Source organism: uncultured Psychroserpens sp. (genome assembly GCF_947503375.1).
Lineage (GTDB): Bacteria > Bacteroidota > Bacteroidia > Flavobacteriales > Flavobacteriaceae > Psychroserpens.
This window is the reverse complement of sequence record NZ_CANNDQ010000001.1, coordinates 1-19,039: the sequence shown is the minus strand read 5'-3', so window position 1 is coordinate 19,039 and position 19,039 is coordinate 1. Positions and strand designations below refer to the sequence as shown.

Below are 19,039 nucleotides of genomic sequence, written 5' to 3'. Positions count from 1 at the left end.
ATTTAAAAAATGGCACACGAACATAAATTAGAAATATTTAGAGGACTTCTAAAATTTAAATCCAATACGTCAAAAATTTGGGGTGTTTTAGTCTTCCTTACCATAGTCACTATTATTGAAGTTGCACTTGGTATCTTTAAACCTGAAATGTTAATGGGTAAGGTCTTGGGAATGAAAATGCTAAACTGGATATTTATTATTCTAACGATAGTAAAAGCGTATTACATCACTTGGGATTTCATGCACATGCGTGATGAGACAAAAGCATTGAGACGTATGGTTGTTTGGACAGCAATATTCCTCATATGCTACTTAATTTTTATCTTATTACAAGAAGGTGGATATATTGAAGGCGTTTATTCTTCAGAGTATGTAAAACGAGATTTTTAATATGTTATTATAAGTATAAAAAATAAAAAAAGACGGTTTAAAGAAACCGTCTTTTTTTATTTTTGCAAAACAAATCAAAGGGCTATTTACCAATGAAAAAAAAGTCAATAAAAACGATTCTAATATTAGTGGTTTTATTTTTTTTACCTGTAGTCTTTTTATTGTTTTTATATCCAGCAACACATAACTATGATCCGCTAGAAATTGTAAATGAAGATGTTACAGATTTACAGTTTTTTGCTTCAGATAACGAAGAAGATATTCTTCTTAAAGAGCATATTACTATTCTTGGGTTTTTAGGAAATAGACCTATGGAGTATGCTACAGCAGCACTAAATTTAAAAGAGTTGGTTTATGACAAATTTAAAGGGTTTAAGCGATTCCAAATTGTCATGATATTGCCCAAAGGCGCTAAAGAAAAGGCACAAGCTTTAAAAAAGGAAATTAGTAAATATGAAGACCTTAGGTTTTGGCATTTTGTCTATGGAGAACCTAATGATATAGAGACCCTCTTTGAAAGCCTTAAAATTGAAGAGCAATTGAGTAAAGAACTTGCAACAGATCATGTATTTATCATTGATAAAGAGCTTAAACAAAGAGGCAGACTAGATGATAGAGAAGATAATGAAATTGAAAAAGAAGAACCAATATACAAGCTCTTTAGCTATGATTGTATTGAAGTAGCAGAAATTAAAAACAAGATGAGTGATGACTTACGAATCTTATTTACTGAATATCGACAAAAACGAAAAGGAAAATTTGATTCGTCATCAAGGAGAGCTGAAGATTTGAATGCTGAAGAAAATTAGAGCAACATGAGTACAAAAAAAACAAATTATTCTTTTATTGGGATAGCCTTTATTCTATTGGTGTTTGGAATTATTTTCATTCCGCGAATTGTTAATAGAATAAGTGGAGACGATGTTATTAGAAACGAAAGTAGAAGTCGCAATGTTTCCAGTAACGATGAATATGTATCTGATTTGATGTTCTTAAACATTAATGGACAGCCTAAAAAAGTGCCACATTTTTCTTTTATAAATCAAAACGGAAAGACAATCACAAATAAAGATTATGAAGGCAAAGTTTATGTTGTAGAATTCTTTTTTACAACATGTCCTACGATTTGCCCAAGGATGAATAGAAATTTGGTTCAAATACAGAATACATTTTCAGATTTTGAAAATTTTGGCGTAGCTTCATTTACAATAAATCCAACACGCGACACCTCAGAAGTTTTAAAATCCTATGCTGATAATTACGGTATCACAAATCCAAATTGGCATTTAATGACAGGAGATCAGGAGATGATCTATGAACTTGCCAATGTTGGCTTTAATATTTATGCAGGCCAAAACGAAGAGGTTGAAGGAGGCTTTGAGCATTCAGGAAACTTTGCTTTAATAGATAAAAATGGGTTCATACGTTCAAGGCAAGATAATTTTGGAAACCCAAAGATATTTTACAAAGGAATTATAAGTGAAGAAGAAAAAGAGGAAGATGGTGAAACTCAAGAAATCACTATGTTAAAAGAAGATATCGCTAAATTATTAAAAGAATAATGAATCGTACTAAAATGAATTCTGAAGAGAGAAAATATAATAAATGGATTGTACTACTGTCAATTGTAATTCCAATTGTAGTTACAGTTCTTTTTTCTGTAAAGATCCCAAACGTTGAACCTTTATCATTTTTACCACCAATTTATGCTACAATAAATGCAGTTACAGCAGTTGTTTTGTTAGTTGCATTGTGGGCAGTAAAAAATAAAAAATTAAAGCTTCATGAAAACCTAATGAAATTTGCTATTTCACTTTCCGTAGCTTTTTTAGCCATGTATGTTGCTTATCATATGACTAGTGATTCAACAAAGTTCGGTGGTGAAGGTGCAATTAAGTATGTGTATTATTTTATATTACTCACTCATATTCTTCTATCGGTTGCAGTAATACCCTTCGTTTTAATTACTTATGTAAGGGCTATAACTAACAATATTGAGCGTCATAAAAAAATTGCAAAAATCACATTTCCATTATGGTTATATGTCGCAATAACTGGTGTTGTAGTTTACCTAATGATTTCACCATATTATGTTTAAGATAAAACATAAAATTTTATTTAATTTATTAGTCATTTTCTTCACGATTAGGATAAATGCTCAGTGTGCAATGTGTAGAGCTGTTTTAGAAAGTGAGGAAGGACAATCAACAGCTGAAGGTATTAATGATGGTATAGTCTATTTGATGTCTGTTCCTTATATTTTAATAGCTGGAATAGGTGTTTTGATATATTTTAAGTTCTTCAGAACAAAAAAATCATAGTTTTTTGTGAAAATTGGTAACATTTTTGATATTTAGAAGTCTTATAAATATCAATCAAATACAATTCTTAACAAATACTTAGCATTAACCGTTTAGGTAATTGCGTAATATTGTAGGAATTAACCATCTCCGCTATGATCCAGATAAAGGATTTACATAAATCGTATCACATGGGTAGTAATTCACTTCATGTGCTAAAAGGAATTAACTTTGATGTTGCTGAAGGTGAACTTGTGTCAATTATGGGATCTTCAGGTTCTGGAAAATCAACACTACTTAATATATTAGGTATGCTAGATGAGGCAGATTCTGGCAGTTATACACTTGATAATTTTCATATAAAAGACCTTAACGAAAAAGTTGCTGCTAAGTACCGAAACGAATTTTTAGGATTCGTTTTCCAATCGTTCAATCTTATTAACTACAAAAGTGCATTAGATAACGTTTCAATGCCATTGTATTACAAAGGGATTAAAAGGAAAGAACGTACAGAAAGAGCCATGCATTATTTAGAAAAAGTAGGCCTTGCACAATGGTCGCACCATTTACCAAGTGAACTTTCAGGAGGACAAAAACAACGTGTAGCGATAGCAAGAGCATTAGCCAGTGAACCAAAAGTTCTTTTAGCTGATGAACCTACAGGAGCTCTTGACACGAAAACTTCATATGAAGTCATGGAACTCATTCAAGGTATTAATGATGAAGGGAAGACCATACTCGTAGTCACACATGAGCATGACATTGCTCAAATGACCAAACGAATTGTGAATCTCAAAGATGGTGTTATTATCGATGATAGTAAGGTAGAACAAGTTAGAGCTACTCAGCATGTTTGATTTAGAGCGTTGGCAAGAAATATTTGAAACTTTACGAAAAAATAAACTTCGTACATTCTTAACTGGTCTCTCAGTTGCTTCAGGTATATTTATATTGGTTATACTTTTGGGCTTTAGTAAAGGACTTGAAAATGGTGTGAAATCTGAATTTGAGCGAGATGCTACAAACTTGATTACAGTATGGACAAGTGTCACTACTAAAGGTTATAAAGGGTTAAACCCTGGGCGATATATTCAAATGAAAAATGAGAATTTTGATTTCATTTCTAAAAAATATGAAAAGAATATAGAACATGAAACAGCCCTATACTCTATATGGGGAGCCGATATAACTTATAAGAATGAAAGCGTGAGATATCAAGTTCGAGGCGCAATGCCAGGACATCAATTTATTGAAAATGCAGATATGGAGTCTGGTAGATTCGTAAATCAAACAGATTTAGATGAAACACGAAAAGTAGCTGTTATTGGTAGAAAATTGAAACAGGATTTATTTAAAGATGAAAATCCAATTGATAAAGACATAAAGATTTTTGGGATTAGTTTTAAAGTGGTTGGTGTTTTTATAGACCCAGGAGGTGAGCGCGAAGAACAACAAGCTTATATTCCTTTATCTACCTCACAGAAAGTCTTTGGAGCTGGAGATAATATTAGAAACATATTGGTAACAGTTAAGATGTCAGATAATTTTGACGAGGCAGTTGAATTGTCTAATAATATGTCACAGGCCATAGAAAACGAATTGAAATTAATACATACAGTATCACCTGACGATACGAGGGCAATACAAGTTTTCAATACATTAGAAAAAGCAAAAGAAATTTATTCAATAATAGCTACAATTCAAGCTGTATTTTGGTTTGTAGGTATTGGAACTATCATTGCGGGAATCGTAGGTGTTGGTAATATCATGCTCATTATCGTTAAAGAACGTACTAAAGAAATAGGTATTAGAAAAGCATTGGGCGCACTACCTATTTCAATTATTGGAATGATTCTTCAAGAAGCAGTTTTTGTAACTATGTTTGCCGGATTATTCGGGTTAATTTTCGGTCTAGGTCTTCTAGAACTTGCAGGGCCACAAATACAACATGATTTTATCAAGAATCCTCAAGTTAATTTTAATTTGGCGCTAACGACTGTCTTTATACTTGTTGTTGCTGGTGCAATAGCTGGATTTATTCCTGCTTATCGCGCCGCAAAGATTAAACCTATTGTTGCACTAAGAGACGAATAAAATGTTTGATAAAGAACGCTGGAACGAAATACTAGAAGCCCTAAATGCAAACAAGCTCAGAACAGGCTTGACAGCCTTTGGAGTATTCTGGGGAATATTCATATTAGTCGCATTATTGGCTTTAACTAATGGCTTAAAAAATGGAGTAATGTCAGATTTTGGAGGCTTTGCTACTAATTCTTTGTTTATGTGGACACAAGGAACTTCAAAGCCATATAAAGGTTTGCCAAAAGGGCGATGGTTTAATTATAAACTTGATGATGTCGCTGCTATAAAAAGAGAAGTACCAAATCTTAAGTATGTGTCACCAAGAAATCAACTTGGAGGCTATAGAGGTAATAATAACGTTATTAGGGGTACTAAAACAGCTGCGTTTCAGATATATGGAGATTATCCAGAATATATCAACCAACAACCTTTAGATATTTTGCAAGGTCGTTTTATTAGTTATTCTGATATTAATGAAAAGCGAAAGATCTGTGTTATCGGCACTGGTGTGGTCAAAGCCCTATACGATAAGGATGAAGAGGCACTAGGGACTTACATTAAAATTAATGGCGTCAACTTTATGGTTGTTGGCACTTTTGAAAACGGTAATAGTCAAGGGAATAGAGAAGAGGAAGCTAATACAATTTATATCCCATTTACTACTTTCGGACAAGCATTTAACAGAGGTGACCGAGTTGGTTGGATGGCTATAACAGCAGTTGATGATGTGCCTATTACTTCAATAAAACAGCAAATTTTTGATTTAATGAAATCCAGACATAAAGTGCATCCAGAAGATCATAGAGCGATTGGTCATTCTGATTTGGCTGAAGAATTTGCTCAAATGCAAGGTCTATTTTCAATATTGGCTTTTGTAGGCTATTTTGTTGGAGCGTTAGTACTAATGTCAGGTATAATAGGGATAAATAATATTATGCTAATAGTAGTAAAAGAGCGTACCAAGGAAATTGGAATCAGACGTGCATTAGGAGCTTCACCTTGGATGATTAAAGGACAAATACTACACGAAAGCTTAATATTAACTATAATCTCTGGAATGCTAGGTGTATCCTTTGCTGCATTTTTTATATGGGCTCTCAATGCTATACTAGATAATGTTGGTCCAACTGAAAATTTTGCTAATCCAAGTGTAGGTATGCAAGTGGTATTTACGGCATTAATCATTTTAACAGTGTCAGGATTAGCCGCTGGTTTTATACCAGCAAATAGAGCAACAAAAATGAAACCTGTTGACGCTTTAAGAATAGAATAAATATTTAATCATCAAAAAATGAAAAGAACAAAAACATTAATTGCACTATTATTAATTGTTACGCTTTTCGTAGTAGCACTATACTACCTATGGCAGAAAAACCAAGAAGATCCAGTAACTTATACTACTGAAATGCCTTCAGAAGAAACAATAGTGGTTAAAACAGTAGCCACAGGAAGTATTGTTCCCAAGGAAGAGATTTTAATCAAACCTAATATCTCTGGAGTAGTAGAAGAAGTGTTTATTGAAGCTGGAGAATATGTGAAGCAAGGCGATTTGATTGCTCAGATTCGTGTTATTCCTAATGTGTCAAATCTTACAAGTGCTAAAAATAATATAGCTTCAAACAGAACAGCTTTGCAAACTGCAGAAATCAATTATAAAACACAAAAAGCAATTTTTGACCGCCAAAAGGAACTCTTTGAGAAGGATGTAATCGCTGCAAATGAGTTCGACCAAGTAAATAACACCTATTTACAAGCGAAGCAACAAGTAGAACAAGCTAGGATTAATGTCACCCAATCACGTCAAAATTACGACATCATTAAAACTGGTACTACATCTGGATTAGGTAATATAGCTCAAACTCAAGTTAGAGCAACTGTAGCTGGGATGGTTCTAGATGTTCCGGTAAAAGCAGGAAATCAAGTTATTGAAGCAAATAATTTTAACGAAGGAACATCTATTGCTTCATTAGCAGATGTTACAAAAATGATCTTTGAAGGTAAAGTTGATGAAAGTGAAGTTGGAAAAATCAAAGAAGGCCTCCCTTTAGAAATAACTGTTGGAGCCATAGAAGGAAAAACTTTTGATGCGGTTTTAGATTATATAGCGCCAAAAGGTGTTGAAGAAAATGGCGCGATACAGTTTGAGATAAAAGGAACAGTTAAGAAAATGGATTCTACTTTTATTCGCGTAGGACTGAGTGCAAATGCATCAATTATTCTAGAAAAAGCTGAAAAGGTCTTAGCTATTAAAGAAGCATTAGTACAGTACGATGAAGAGACTAAAAAACCATATGTCGAAGTTCAAGTTGGAGATCAAAAATTTGAACGAAAAGATCTAGAACTAGGTATTGGTGACGGTATCTTTGTAGAGGTAAAAAATGGGATTAATAAAGAGGATAAAATTAAAGTTTGGAATCCTGTTCAGGGTGTTCAGCAATTTACAGGACGATAGTTTTAATATTTAGTGTAACACTTTAATATATTCAGAGACATACAAGTTAATCATGAGAAAAACAATTTGCATAGTTATTATTTTAATAACAATAAGCTCTCAAGCTCAAAATAAAAAATGGACACTCATTGAATGTGTTCAACATGCTTTAGAAAACAACATTTCAGTAAAACAAAGTGAGTTAGATGTTGATGCTGCGGAAGTTGATAAGCTCACAGCCATTGGTAATTTTTTGCCAAGTTTGAGTGCTTCAAGTGGGATTTCAGAAAATACAGGTCTTAGTTTTAACCCAGTTACGAATAATGCCCAAACCACTACATTTTTGTCTGTAACAGGACGTGTTAATGTAGGTTATACCTTGTTTGACGGTCTAAGAAATTATAGAACATTACAACGTGCAGAAATTTCTAGATTAGCGAGTCAGTATCGTCTTGATAAAATGAAAGACGATATTTCACTATTTGTAGCAAATGGTTACCTTCAAGTAATCCTGAACAAGGCTAATCTTAAAGTGCTAAAGTCTCAAAATGATGTTACTAAAGAGCAAATAACTCGTACTCAAGACTTAGTAGATGCAGGTTCATTACCTAGAGGTGATCTACTTGAAATAAAAGCTACTGATGCTAGTGAGCAACAAGCAATCATTAATGCAGAAAACAGCATACAAATATCTTTAATTAGTTTAGCACAATTGCTATTAATAAAAGATTACGAAAATTTTGATATAGAAGATGAAGGTTACGATATTATTGATGGTGGTATTGCAGATAAAGACATTTCAGAAATATTAGCCAAAGCCAAAGAAAGCAGGTCTGAGATAAAAATAGCTGAAGAAAATGTTGCACTCGCTGAGAAAGACCTTCAAATTGCTAGAGGTGCATTTTATCCTACGCTTTCAGCATTTTTTGGCTACGATACTAGATATACTGATGCAACTTCATTTATACAAGAAATTAATGCAAGTAACCCAACAGAAACTCGGCAAATAGGTGTTGTGGAAGCTACAGGTCAAGCCGTAGTGAGTCAGTTCCCAAATACGTTAACTCGTGAAGTAGGTGCAGACCCATTTACAGATCAATTATGGCAAAATGATGGTATTTCTTATGGATTACAATTAAATATTCCTATTTTGAATGGGTTCGCAACACGAGGCAATGTTAAGCGTAATCAAGTTAATCTTGAACGCACAAAATATCAACTAGAGCAAGCTGAATTAGATTTAGAATCTACTGTGTATCAAGCATATGTTGATGCTAGAGGTGCTTTTAAATCTTATGAGGCAGCTAAAAAAGCTTTGGAATCTCAAGAATTAGCTTATGAGTATGCTAAAGAGCGTTACGATGTAGGTTTGACGAATGCATTTGATTTTAGCCAATCTAAATTACGTTATGACAATTCTAATATCGAATTGAATCGTGCTAAATATGATTATATATTTAAGTTAAAAGTATTAGAATTGTATTTTGGAATTCCTGCAACAGAACTAAAGTTTTAAATTATGATCAAAAGAAGAACACTCCTTATATTACTTATTATAGCTTCTCTTTTAGCGCTTCTTGTGCTTGCATCAAAAAGCGGTTGGTTTGGTAAGAGAGGTGATTTTGCTGAAGTAGAAATTAAAAAGGTAGCCTTAATGGACATTACTGAAACAGTTTCGGCAACCGGAAAAATACAACCTGAAGTTGAGGTAAAAATATCGAGTGAAGTATCTGGAGAGATTTTAGAGCTGCCATTTAAAGAAGGTCAACAAGTAAAAAAAGGAGATCTTTTGGTAAAAGTAAACCCAGATCTTATACAATCAGCCGTAAATAGATCACAAGCATCTTATCAAAATGTGAGAGCAGGTTTAGAGCAAGCTGAAGCCTCTTTAAGAGAAGCAAAAGCAAACTACGATAGAAGCAAGTTACTTTTTGAAAAAGGAGTGATATCTAAAGCAGATTGGGATAGAGCTATCGCATCATTCGAGACAGCCGCGGCTGCAAAGAACTCGGCATATTACAATGTTCAGAGTGCTGCAGCTACCGTAAGCGAAGCAAAAGATAATTTAGAAAGAACTACCATTTATGCTCCAATGAGTGGTACAATTTCTTTGCTTAATGTTGAATTAGGTGAACGTGTTGTTGGAACTCAACAAATGGCTGGAACAGAAATTTTAAGAGTAGCAAATCTTAACAATATGGAAGTTGAAGTCGATGTGAATGAAAATGATATAGTTAAGGTTCAAATAGGGGATTCTACCATGGTTGAAGTTGATGCTTATTTGAAAAAGGAATTCAAAGGAGTGGTTACAGAAATAGCTAACTCTGCGGCTGGAACTTTGACTGCTGATCAGGTAACTAATTTTAGAGTGAAAATTAGAATTCTTGAAGAGTCATATCAAGATTTACTAGTTGATAAACCTGAAAATTTCTCCCCATTTAGACCAGGTATGACGGCAACTGTAGATATTATAACAGATACAAGAGACAAGACTATTGCCGTTCCAATAAGTTCTATAGTAATCAAAACAGATACATCTTCAACAAAAAAAAGTTATAAAGACCGTGTGTCTGAAGAAATAAAACCAGAGAATGAAGAAAAATTCGAATGTGTTTTTGTTGCTAATAACGGTAAAGCTAAACTGAGAGTTGTAGAAACTGGAATTCAAGACGATACCAACATCGAAATTGTTTCTGGTTTGAGTGAAGGAGATGAAATTATTACAGGGCCTTACAACTTAGTGTCAAAAAAATTGAACCCTGGTGATGATATTGAGCCAAAGAACAATGCTAAAAATGATATTAAGAAGGAAGATTAATTTATTTTTGCTGTAAGATTCAACCTTTATTATGGCAATTATACTCAGCATAGAAACGTCAACTACAAACTGTTCAGTCTCTCTTTCAAGTAAAGGAGAGACTTTAGTTTTAAAAGAAGATAATAATAGCAATTATTCGCATGCAGAGTCATTACATGTCTTCATAAACGAAGTTGTTAAAAGTGCCAAAATTAATAGAGAAAATATCGATGCTATTGCAGTTAGTAAGGGTCCTGGTTCGTACACAGGTTTACGTATAGGTGTTTCTGCAGCTAAAGGGTTAAGTTATGCACTAGGTATTCCTTTAATCTCTGTTTCAACATTAAAAGCACTTGCATATCAAATTAACGTATCGGAAGGTGTAATAGTTCCTATACTAGATGCAAGACGACTAGAGGTTTACTCTGCGGTATATAATAGTTCATTTAAGCAGGTAAGAACCATAGAAGCACAAATACTCAATGAGCATTCATTTCATGATTATCTAGCTAACGGCAAAGTGTTCTTTGTTGGAAATGCAGTAGAAAAAACGAAAACTTTAATTTCGCATGACAATGCTATTTTTGTTGATGGAAAACTTCCTTCTGCTAAAGAGATGAGTGTATTAGCTTACAATAAATACAAAATAAGCGACACTGAAGATGTCGCTTATTTTGAGCCATTTTATTTAAAAGATTTTATTGCCTTAAAATCAAAAAAATAAAATAGATTATTCTTGCTTTTGAATTTCAACTTGATGTGGGTAAGGAATCTCAATACCTGCAGCATCAAGAGCTTCTTTTGTTTGTTCAGTGACATCAAAATATACATCCCAATAATCTTCTGTATTACACCATGGTCTTACAGCAAAATTTATTGAACTATCAGCTAACTCCATAACAGTTACAGCGGGAGCAGGTTCTTTAAGAACTTTTGGATGTGAAGTTAAAACGCCAGTTAGTACTTCTTTTGTTTGTTTAATATTAGAATCATAACCAACACCAAAAACAAGGTCAACACGACGAGTACCTTCAGTAGTATAATTAACTATATTACCATTTGATAATGCACCATTTGGAATAATGATTTCTTTGTTTGAGAGTCCTGTTAGTTTTGTTGTAAATATTTCAATTTCTTTTACAACACCTATCTCACCTTGAGCTTCAATAAGATCACCTACCTTAATTGGCTTGAATATCATAAGTAGAACACCTCCAGCAAAATTGCCCAAGGATCCTTGAAGTGCTAAGCCTATAGCTAAACCTGCGGCAGCAATTATAGCAGCAAAAGAAGTGGTTTCTACGCCAACAGTTCCAAGGACAACAATAATGAGTACTATTTTTAGAATCCAACCTAATAAATTAAGTAAGAATTTTTTAAGACTCACATCATAGTCTCTTTTTTCCATAGCTTTTCTAATCCCCTTAAGTAGATTTTTAATAATAAAAGATCCAATGATCCAAATAGCTATTGCAGCTAGCACTTTTGGACCAAAATCTACTATAAGTTCATATCCTTTATCAATCCATTTTTGTAAATCCATGTGGTTTAAATTTTTAATAATTAGTGAGTTGCAAAAATAAAACAAAAACCCGAATGTTAAGAATTATAACGTTCGGGTTCAGCAGAAATTTTTATATTAAACTATAGCGTATTAATATAATCTATTAGTTTGATTAAATCTTCTTCTTTAGTGGTTTTAATGCTTTCAGATTTAATATATTTTAAAATAGCATTTTGATGCTCTGGAAAAAGCTTAGCAATACCTTTTTTGTTTTTTGGAACTCTAACCGCAAGTTCACCATCTCCTTGTTTTTTAATGTAGAATTTATCTGATGATTTTTTATAAGTCGATGGTTTGGGTGAGCTGTAGCCATTAGATACTTGGCTATATTTTACGAGTATTACAGGACTGCTTTTGAACAGTTTTATTTTACTATCTTTTGAAGAAAGGTGTGAAAAGTAAGCACGATCAATATTGTCATTATCTAAGTAATCAATTAATTCAAATACAGAGCCAGATTTTAAAAATGTAATAGTTACATCTTTTATTGACTTATCTATAGTGAATTTTTTATTTTCTTGATCTTCAATTTCAATTACATCACTATATGCATTTAACCTTACATTGTATACTTTACTATCACCATTAATCGAGATGCTTGCTGGAGTGAAGGTGTCATTTAAATATGGTGATCCTTTTATTTTCTCATCAACCGTTGAATTGATTCGAGTGAAGAAATTATTTCTCACCTCAGATTGCATGTTTCCTATTCCTTGACCATGGATAGTAATTACTGAAAACAATATAATTGTGAAGGTTAGTACTAAATTGATTTTTTTCATTTTCATTTTTTTTAAATTTCACCAAAAATATTAAATATTTAAGGGACTAATTTTAAATTATAAGTTAAATTTTATTTACTACGTCATTAATATCGTTTGTAGGTAATAAGCAACTATTATTAACGCAAACATATATGCGTGTATTGTGTTTAGCAAACCTACCCTTTAAAAGTGGCAAATCACTTTCTCTAAAACTACCTGCAATCAAATGGTTTGGATGGTAAATTGTATTTAATTCTGATAATTTTTCTTTTGCATCATTACCTATAATAACAATTTCATAGAAAGGTTGAGTAAAATTAAGCATTAGGTCTAACCAATTTGAATAGCCTGAGGTGTAAGCTATTATTTCGGATTTAATATTATTCAACTGCGCTCTAGCAATGTTAAAAAAATGATTGTTATTAAAATGGTGTGATAATAAAAATAGATTTTTAGCCATTACTGAGTTACTGGCTGGTATAACATTATCTCTATACTCGATACTTCTAGATACAAGACTCGTATCTTCATTAGAAGTGAAGTAAAACATATTACTTGAATCATCTAAGAAATGATCTAGCGTATAATTTGCTAAGTCCCGAGATAGCAATAGCCATTTTTCGTCTAATGTATTTTCGTATAGAGCTAAAAAAGCTGAAATGGTATTGGCATAGTCCTCCAAATAGCCGTTTATATTGCTCTTACCGTTTTTGAAGTTGTGATTTAGACCACTATCGTCTCTTATTTGGTTTTCTATAATAAAGTTTGCATTTTCAATAGCGGTATTTAAATAGATTTCATTCTTAAAAACACGATATGCATCAATGTAGCCTTTAAGCATGATCGCATTCCATGAAGTCAATGATTTGTCGTCTAGTCTTGGTTTTATTCGTTTTTCACGATGTTCTATAAGCAAGGCTTTCCAATTGCTTTTTTTGTTGTTTAATATGTTTTGTGTGATTTTATGTTTTTTTATGATTGATGCGTCATCATCCTTTCTAATCAACACATAATTGTTGTGTTCCCAATATCCGTAACTATTTATATTGTAGTAATCTGAAAACAACATGTAATCTTCTTTTAAAAGTGTTTTTAAAGTGTCTTTTTGCCATACATAGTAAGCGCCTTCTTCTAATTTTCCTCGGTGATTTTTACTGTCTGCATCTAATGCAGAATAGAAATTACCGTAATCTCCTTTTAATTCACGATTTATAAAATCAAGAGTTTCTTTTACAACGTTTTTATAAAGTGGATTTTTTGTAGCTAGATAAGCATCAGAATAAAGACTTACAAGTTGTCCATTGTCATACAACATTTTTTCAAAGTGCGGAACATGCCATTTGTCATCAACAGAATATCGTGAGAAACCACCTCCAATTTGGTCAAAAACACCTCCATAAGCTATTTTAGTGAGAGTGGTATTTACATAATTTTGAAGTTGCTTATCATTCATTTGATAAGCATAACGCAATAGAAAATGAAAATTATTTGGCATCATAAATTTTGGAGCTTTATTCATGCCACCTTTTGTGTAATCAAACTGTGTAGACCAAGAGGTAATAGATCTTGAAATGAAGCTGGTTTCAAATATTGCTTCATCAGTATTTAGAGATACAATGTCTAAAGATTTGATGCCTTCCTCTAGTTTAGAAGCATACTCAAATAGTTTTTTAGGGTCTCTCTTAAATAATGTAGCAATTTGTTCTAAAGCGTTTATCCATTGTTCTTTTCTAAAGTAGGTACCGCCCCAAACTGGTCTGCCGTCTGGTAATGCTATTACATTTAAGGGCCATCCTCCTTGGCCTGTCATTAATTGAACGGCATTCATATAGACCTGATCTATGTCGGGACGTTCCTCTCTGTCTACTTTTATGTTAATAAAATTTGTATTCATGATTTCTGAAACTTCTTCGTTTTCAAAGCTTTCGTCTTCCATGACATGACACCAATGACATGCTGAATAGCCAACACTAATGATTATCAATTTATTTTGTGATTTAGCCAATTTGATGACATCATCATTCCATGCATACCAATTCACTGGGTTATGAGCATGTTGAAGCAAATAGGGACTAGTTTCATTAATAAGACTATTCGTATATCTATGAGTCATAAGTGTAGAGTTTTGGCTATAAACATTTAGTGTAAGAAACAATGTACAAAATTGAATAGTAAGTATTAATCAATAAATGTTAAGTAAAGTTCATAAAAAAAGCACTCAATCTAGAGTGCTTTTTATTATATGATCAAATTAATTGACTTCAAAGGTGAGTTTGAGATTAACTCTAAATTCGGTTACAGCATCACCATTAACTATTGCACTCTGGTCTTGTACATAAACTGAACGAATATTTTTTACTGTTTTAGAAGCCTCTTTTACTGCCTTCCTTGTCGCATCTTCCCAACTTTCGCTAGAATTTGATAATACCTCAATTACTTTTAATACTGCCATATCGTTGTTTTTTAAATTAAAATTAAGTGAACATTAAATTTACTAATTTTAATCTTAATTGCCTAACCATTAATGGCTTCTACAGTATTTACTTTCCCATTTAACATTTCTCTTAACATGTTTTCAATTCCATTTTTCAAGGTAAAAGTTGAAGATGGGCAACCACTGCACGCACCTTGTAAAATGACTTTTACAGTTTTATTGTCTGGATCGTAGGATTGGAATTCAATATTGCCACCATCACTAGCTACTGCAGGTTTAACATATTCTTCAAGTATGCTAATGATTTCTTTAGAAATGTCATCTTGAGCTTCAAATGCTTGGTCTAATTTTTTAGTTGTCTTTTCTATTGAATTATCAATATCATTAAGGATAATCGTCTTGTCGTTTTCAATATAAGATCTAATAAATTCACGAAGTTCCATAGTAATATCATTCCATTCAGCTATATCGTATTTTGTTATCGATACAAAATTCTCATCTATGAAAATGCTTTTTACGAAAGGAAAATGAAATAATTCAGAAGCCAAAGGTGCATTTTTAGTCTCATCAATAGATTTGAATTCATGAGAGTGAATAACAAGTTTTTTATTAGCAACAAATTTCATAACTGATGGGTTAGGTGTACTTTCAGCATAGATAGTAACAGGAACCTTCTTTTTTGAAGTTGAAGGGTCTATTATTACGCCTCCATTGTTGATATACGATTCTATTTGTTGTGCGACTTCACCTTGTACATCTTCCCATTCTACAATATTATAACGCTCCACAGCAATAAAATTACCTGAGATATATACCTTTTTTACAAAAGGTAAATAGAATAATTGTTGTGCTAAAGGTGATATTGAAGCTTCATCAATTGTATTAAACTCAAAGCTCTCATGTTGAGTAAGAAACTCATCAGCCTCAAATTTTATAATTGTTGGATTAGAGGTGTTCTTTATTGAAATTTTTATGGATTCCATCATTGGATTTTTTTGCAAAAATACTAAACAATAGTATCAAAATAGTCATTTTTAATAATAACCTAAAAGGATTAGATTCTAAATAGGGATACTAAAAGCTTATAATATTAGTTATTATGTATGTTCTTTGAATAATACTAACTGTTAAACTGGCAATTTTGTAATGAATTACAAGACGTAATTAGTTAAAATTTACTAAATTTCGCTTTTATTATAAAAAAGCCTAACTACCAAACTAAAAGTTAACGTGTAAATAATTGTATCGTTATTTGTTCTAAGCTATTGATTTGGTTAATTATAAGACTGTTAAGTTTTTATTGATGCATGTTTAATAGCTTTTGTAATAAAATTAGATTAGTCTAATAAAGTGTTATGAAAAAACTATACATATTATTTATATTTCTACTATCGATAAGTTCTTTTGCTCAAGATCTCTCGATGCAAAACGGAACCTTTAACAGATGTGATCCAGACATGTTTTTTGATTCTGGAGGAGGAGCAGGAAACTATGGTAGTGACGAAAACATTACAACTACTATTTGCCCTGAAAACCCTGGCGACTTCATAATTTTAAATTTTACTGCCTTTAGTACACAGCTTAATACAGATATTTTAACTATCTATGATGGAGACGATATAACGGCACCACTTGTTGGTACGTATTCAGGGGTTGTAAGTCCAGGTACAGTTATTGCTTCTTCTGCGAGTGGTTGTATTACACTTAATTTTCAGTCTAATGCTACAGGCACTACTACAGGCTTTGCAGCAGAAATAACTTGTGCACAACAATGCCAAACAATTATGGCTTCGATAGATAGTACCAACCCAGTTGTTAATGGAGCTGGTGTTATCGAAATAGCACCTGGAACTGTGGTAGACTTTAATGGTGATGCTATGTTTTCTGATGATGGCACGGGAGCTACATTTAATTGGGATTTTGGCGACTCCAATACAGCCATTGGACAATCCGTTTCAAATACATTTAATAATCCAGGAACTTATAATGTTGTGCTTACAGTTACTGATACGAATCCAACAGGTTGCTCAGGCACCATTACGATACCTGTTTTAGTTTTAGAGCCTATAGTTACTATAAATAATTCCGCCTATCCAGAATCATCATATTCGCCCGAACAATTGATTGAAGACGTATTAGTGTCTGGTGGATGTTCTGGAGTAGATAATTTTTCATTTCAAGTTAATGGAAGTCCTGGAGATCTTGCGACTAAAAGTTATGGATATTTCACTAAAGGAGGTGCTGTTAATTTCCCGTTTGAAGAAGGAATTGTTCTATCAACAGGAAGAGCATTTCCAGCTGGTAATATGACTAATAATGGAGCTTTAGTTTCTTTTGATAATAATCAGCCTGGAGACAACGATCTAGAAGCTGCTTTAGGTCAAACAGATACAAATGATGCAACATTTATCAAGTTTAATTTCGTTCCTACAGCAAGTAGTATAAGTTTTCGTTATATTATGTTTTCTGAAGAATATGATGGTAGTACTGAGTGTAGTTTTGCTGATAGTTTTGCTTTCCTTTTAAGAGAAGTAGGAACAACAGCTTACACGAATCTTGCAGTGCTGCCTGATGGTACACCGGTAAGTGTTACAAATATTAATAATTCTGGAGTGTGTACAGCAAATCCAGCATTTTTTGAAGGTTACCTTATAAATGACACTAATTATGGAGGAAGAACTGTAGTTTTAACTGCAACAGCAAATGTGAATCCTAATACCACCTATGAAATTAAGTTGGTTGTTGCTGACGAAGGTGACTCAATATGGGACTCTGCAATTTTTCTTGAAGCTGGAAGTTTTAATCTAGGAGGAGAATTAGGTGACGATATCACTATTGCTGCCGGAACAGCTGAATGTGGTGGTGAAATGGTAACTCTTGATACAGCTGCACCAAGTGCTGATCATGTATGGTATAAAGATGGTGTGGAAATTATTGGGGAAACGAGTTCTACAATAGATGTAACTGATCCTGGTGTATACAGTGTTGATGTGATCTTTGCCGTAGGTTGTGAAACTTCAGATTCTATTGTTGTAGAATTCAAGCCAAGTCCTACTGCAAACCCTGCTTCAGACCTAAGTTTGTGTAGTTTGACTGGTACAGGAGAATTTAATTTAACTGATAATGATGCCGCAATTTTGGGAGCACAAAATCCAACAGATTTTGTAATTAGTTACCATCTTTCTGAAGCTGATGCTGAGGCCAATTTCAATCCTTTAACTAGTCCTTATCCTAATATTTCTAATCCTCAAACTATTTACGCTAGAATTGCAGATATTAGTCAAGAGTGTTCTGCTACAACAAATTTTGATTTAGTTTTCTCAACATTATCAATCAATACTGTAACCCCTTTTCAGATATGTGATGATTCTATAGCTGATGGATTTACAATGTTTGATCTTAGTTTAAAGAACGATGAGGTTATTGGAGCATTAGATCCTAGTACAGTTAATGTTACATACTATGCTACTCAAGCAGATGCAGATTCAGCTATGAATGCTTTATCTATTCCTTATACAAACACAACCGCTAGTAATCAGACTATATTTATTAGACTAGAAGCTAATAATGATGCAGGATGTTATAACACAACTACACTAGATTTAGAAGTTATAGCCAATCCAGTTGCTAACATATTAACTCCTTTAGAGGTTTGTGATGATGATAATGATGGTTTTGCTACGTTCACGCTTACGTTAAAAGATACTGAAGTTGTTGGGTCTCAAACTGGCCTTACCGTAACTTATCACGAAACACAGTCAGATGCTGATATGGGAATAAACCCTTTAGCTAGCCCTTACAATAATATCGTTTCAGACGTACAAACTGTTTATGTTCGTGTAGAGAGTGGTACTATTGGTTGTTACGATACGGTTGAGCTAACTTTAATAGTTAACCCGTTGCCAAGTATTTCTAATGTGAGTGATTATCAATTATGCGATGATAATGCACCAGGAGATGAAATGGAACAGTTTGATTTAAGCACTAAAGATATTGAGATATTAAATGGTCAAGTAGGTGTTATATTAACCTATCACCAAACACAGGCTGATGCTGATGCAGTAAATAACGCCTTAGCAAACCCATATACTAACACAAGTAATCCACAAACTATTTTTTATGCAATAACAAATGTTACTTCAGGATGTGTTGCTACTGGAACTTTTGATTTGGTTGTTAATCCACTACCTGCGGTAGTGACCCCAACGGCATTAGAGGTTTGTGATGATGGTGTACCTGATGGATTAACATTAATAGATTTAACGTTAAAGAATACA

Annotated in this window: 18 protein-coding genes; 13 read left to right on the top strand and 5 right to left on the bottom strand. The window is 33.0% G+C overall.

Going from position 1 to position 19,039, the window contains the following annotated elements; genetic code table 11:
* Positions 1-9: 9 nt before the first annotated feature.
* The 12 genes from Q0876_RS00090 (at position 10) to tsaB (ending at position 10,724) form a co-directional block, all read left to right on the top strand.
* Complete coding sequence (locus tag Q0876_RS00090; RefSeq protein ID WP_299222779.1) at positions 10-390, top strand: cytochrome C oxidase subunit IV family protein; 381 nt, start codon at positions 10-12, stop codon at positions 388-390.
* Positions 391-482: 92 nt separating this feature from the next.
* Positions 483-1,199: a hypothetical protein gene (locus tag Q0876_RS00085; protein WP_299222776.1), complete on the top strand. Its 717-nt coding sequence runs from the start codon at positions 483-485 to the stop codon at positions 1,197-1,199.
* Between the two features lie 6 nt (positions 1,200-1,205).
* Positions 1,206-1,952 (top strand): SCO family protein, encoded by a 747-nt coding sequence (locus Q0876_RS00080; RefSeq protein ID WP_299222774.1) that lies wholly within the window; start codon positions 1,206-1,208, stop codon positions 1,950-1,952.
* 14 nt (positions 1,953-1,966) lie between these two features.
* Positions 1,967-2,488 carry a DUF420 domain-containing protein gene (locus Q0876_RS00075; protein ID WP_299222772.1) on the top strand — a complete coding sequence of 174 codons (522 nt, stop codon included), beginning with the start codon at positions 1,967-1,969 and terminating at the stop codon, positions 2,486-2,488.
* A gap of 1 nt (position 2,489) precedes the next feature.
* A complete protein-coding gene (locus Q0876_RS00070; RefSeq protein ID WP_299223922.1) occupies positions 2,490-2,711 on the top strand; it encodes a hypothetical protein in 222 nt (73 codons plus the stop codon).
* A gap of 134 nt (positions 2,712-2,845) precedes the next feature.
* On the top strand, positions 2,846-3,547 hold the full coding sequence (locus Q0876_RS00065) for an ABC transporter ATP-binding protein (protein ID WP_299222769.1): 702 nt from the start codon (positions 2,846-2,848) through the stop codon (positions 3,545-3,547).
* Complete coding sequence (locus Q0876_RS00060) at positions 3,540-4,784, top strand: ABC transporter permease (RefSeq protein WP_299222766.1); 1,245 nt, start codon at positions 3,540-3,542, stop codon at positions 4,782-4,784. Before Q0876_RS00065 ends, Q0876_RS00060 begins: the two co-directional genes overlap by 8 nt.
* Position 4,785: 1 nt before the next feature.
* Positions 4,786-6,045 (top strand): ABC transporter permease, encoded by a 1,260-nt coding sequence (locus tag Q0876_RS00055; protein WP_299222764.1) that lies wholly within the window; start codon positions 4,786-4,788, stop codon positions 6,043-6,045.
* Positions 6,046-6,063: 18 nt separating this feature from the next.
* Positions 6,064-7,224, top strand: a complete 1,161-nt coding sequence (locus tag Q0876_RS00050) for an HlyD family efflux transporter periplasmic adaptor subunit (RefSeq protein WP_299222761.1) — start codon at positions 6,064-6,066, stop codon at positions 7,222-7,224.
* A 52-nt stretch (positions 7,225-7,276) separates the two neighbouring features.
* Positions 7,277-8,719, top strand: a complete 1,443-nt coding sequence (locus Q0876_RS00045) for a TolC family protein (RefSeq protein WP_299222758.1) — start codon at positions 7,277-7,279, stop codon at positions 8,717-8,719.
* A gap of 6 nt (positions 8,720-8,725) precedes the next feature.
* On the top strand, positions 8,726-10,021 hold the full coding sequence (locus Q0876_RS00040; protein WP_299223919.1) for an efflux RND transporter periplasmic adaptor subunit: 1,296 nt from the start codon (positions 8,726-8,728) through the stop codon (positions 10,019-10,021).
* Positions 10,022-10,052: 31 nt separating this feature from the next.
* Complete coding sequence (gene tsaB, locus Q0876_RS00035; protein WP_299222755.1) at positions 10,053-10,724, top strand: tRNA (adenosine(37)-N6)-threonylcarbamoyltransferase complex dimerization subunit type 1 TsaB; 672 nt, start codon at positions 10,053-10,055, stop codon at positions 10,722-10,724.
* A 6-nt stretch (positions 10,725-10,730) separates the two neighbouring features.
* Here the strand turns inward: tsaB and Q0876_RS00030 are convergent, their stop codons facing one another.
* The 5 genes from Q0876_RS00030 to Q0876_RS00010 all read right to left on the bottom strand — a co-directional run bounded on the left by Q0876_RS00030 (position 10,731) and on the right by Q0876_RS00010 (position 15,745).
* The gene (locus tag Q0876_RS00030) at positions 10,731-11,543 is read right to left on the bottom strand and encodes a mechanosensitive ion channel domain-containing protein (protein WP_299222752.1); all 813 of its coding nucleotides are present in this window, start codon (positions 11,541-11,543) and stop codon (positions 10,731-10,733) included.
* Between the two features lie 101 nt (positions 11,544-11,644).
* Positions 11,645-12,346, bottom strand: coding sequence for a hypothetical protein (locus Q0876_RS00025; RefSeq protein WP_299222749.1), 702 nt, complete (start codon positions 12,344-12,346; stop codon positions 11,645-11,647).
* Positions 12,347-12,410: 64 nt separating this feature from the next.
* Positions 12,411-14,441: a thioredoxin domain-containing protein gene (locus tag Q0876_RS00020; RefSeq protein WP_299222746.1), complete on the bottom strand. Its 2,031-nt coding sequence runs from the start codon at positions 14,439-14,441 to the stop codon at positions 12,411-12,413.
* 138 nt (positions 14,442-14,579) lie between these two features.
* On the bottom strand, positions 14,580-14,780 hold the full coding sequence (locus tag Q0876_RS00015) for a dodecin family protein (RefSeq protein WP_299222743.1): 201 nt from the start codon (positions 14,778-14,780) through the stop codon (positions 14,580-14,582).
* 62 nt (positions 14,781-14,842) lie between these two features.
* Complete coding sequence (locus Q0876_RS00010; protein ID WP_299222741.1) at positions 14,843-15,745, bottom strand: NifU family protein; 903 nt, start codon at positions 15,743-15,745, stop codon at positions 14,843-14,845.
* 372 nt (positions 15,746-16,117) lie between these two features.
* Between Q0876_RS00010 and Q0876_RS00005 the strand changes: the two genes are divergently transcribed.
* A partial coding sequence (locus Q0876_RS00005; RefSeq protein ID WP_299222738.1) for a choice-of-anchor L domain-containing protein occupies positions 16,118-19,039 on the top strand: 2,922 nt, incomplete at its 3' end.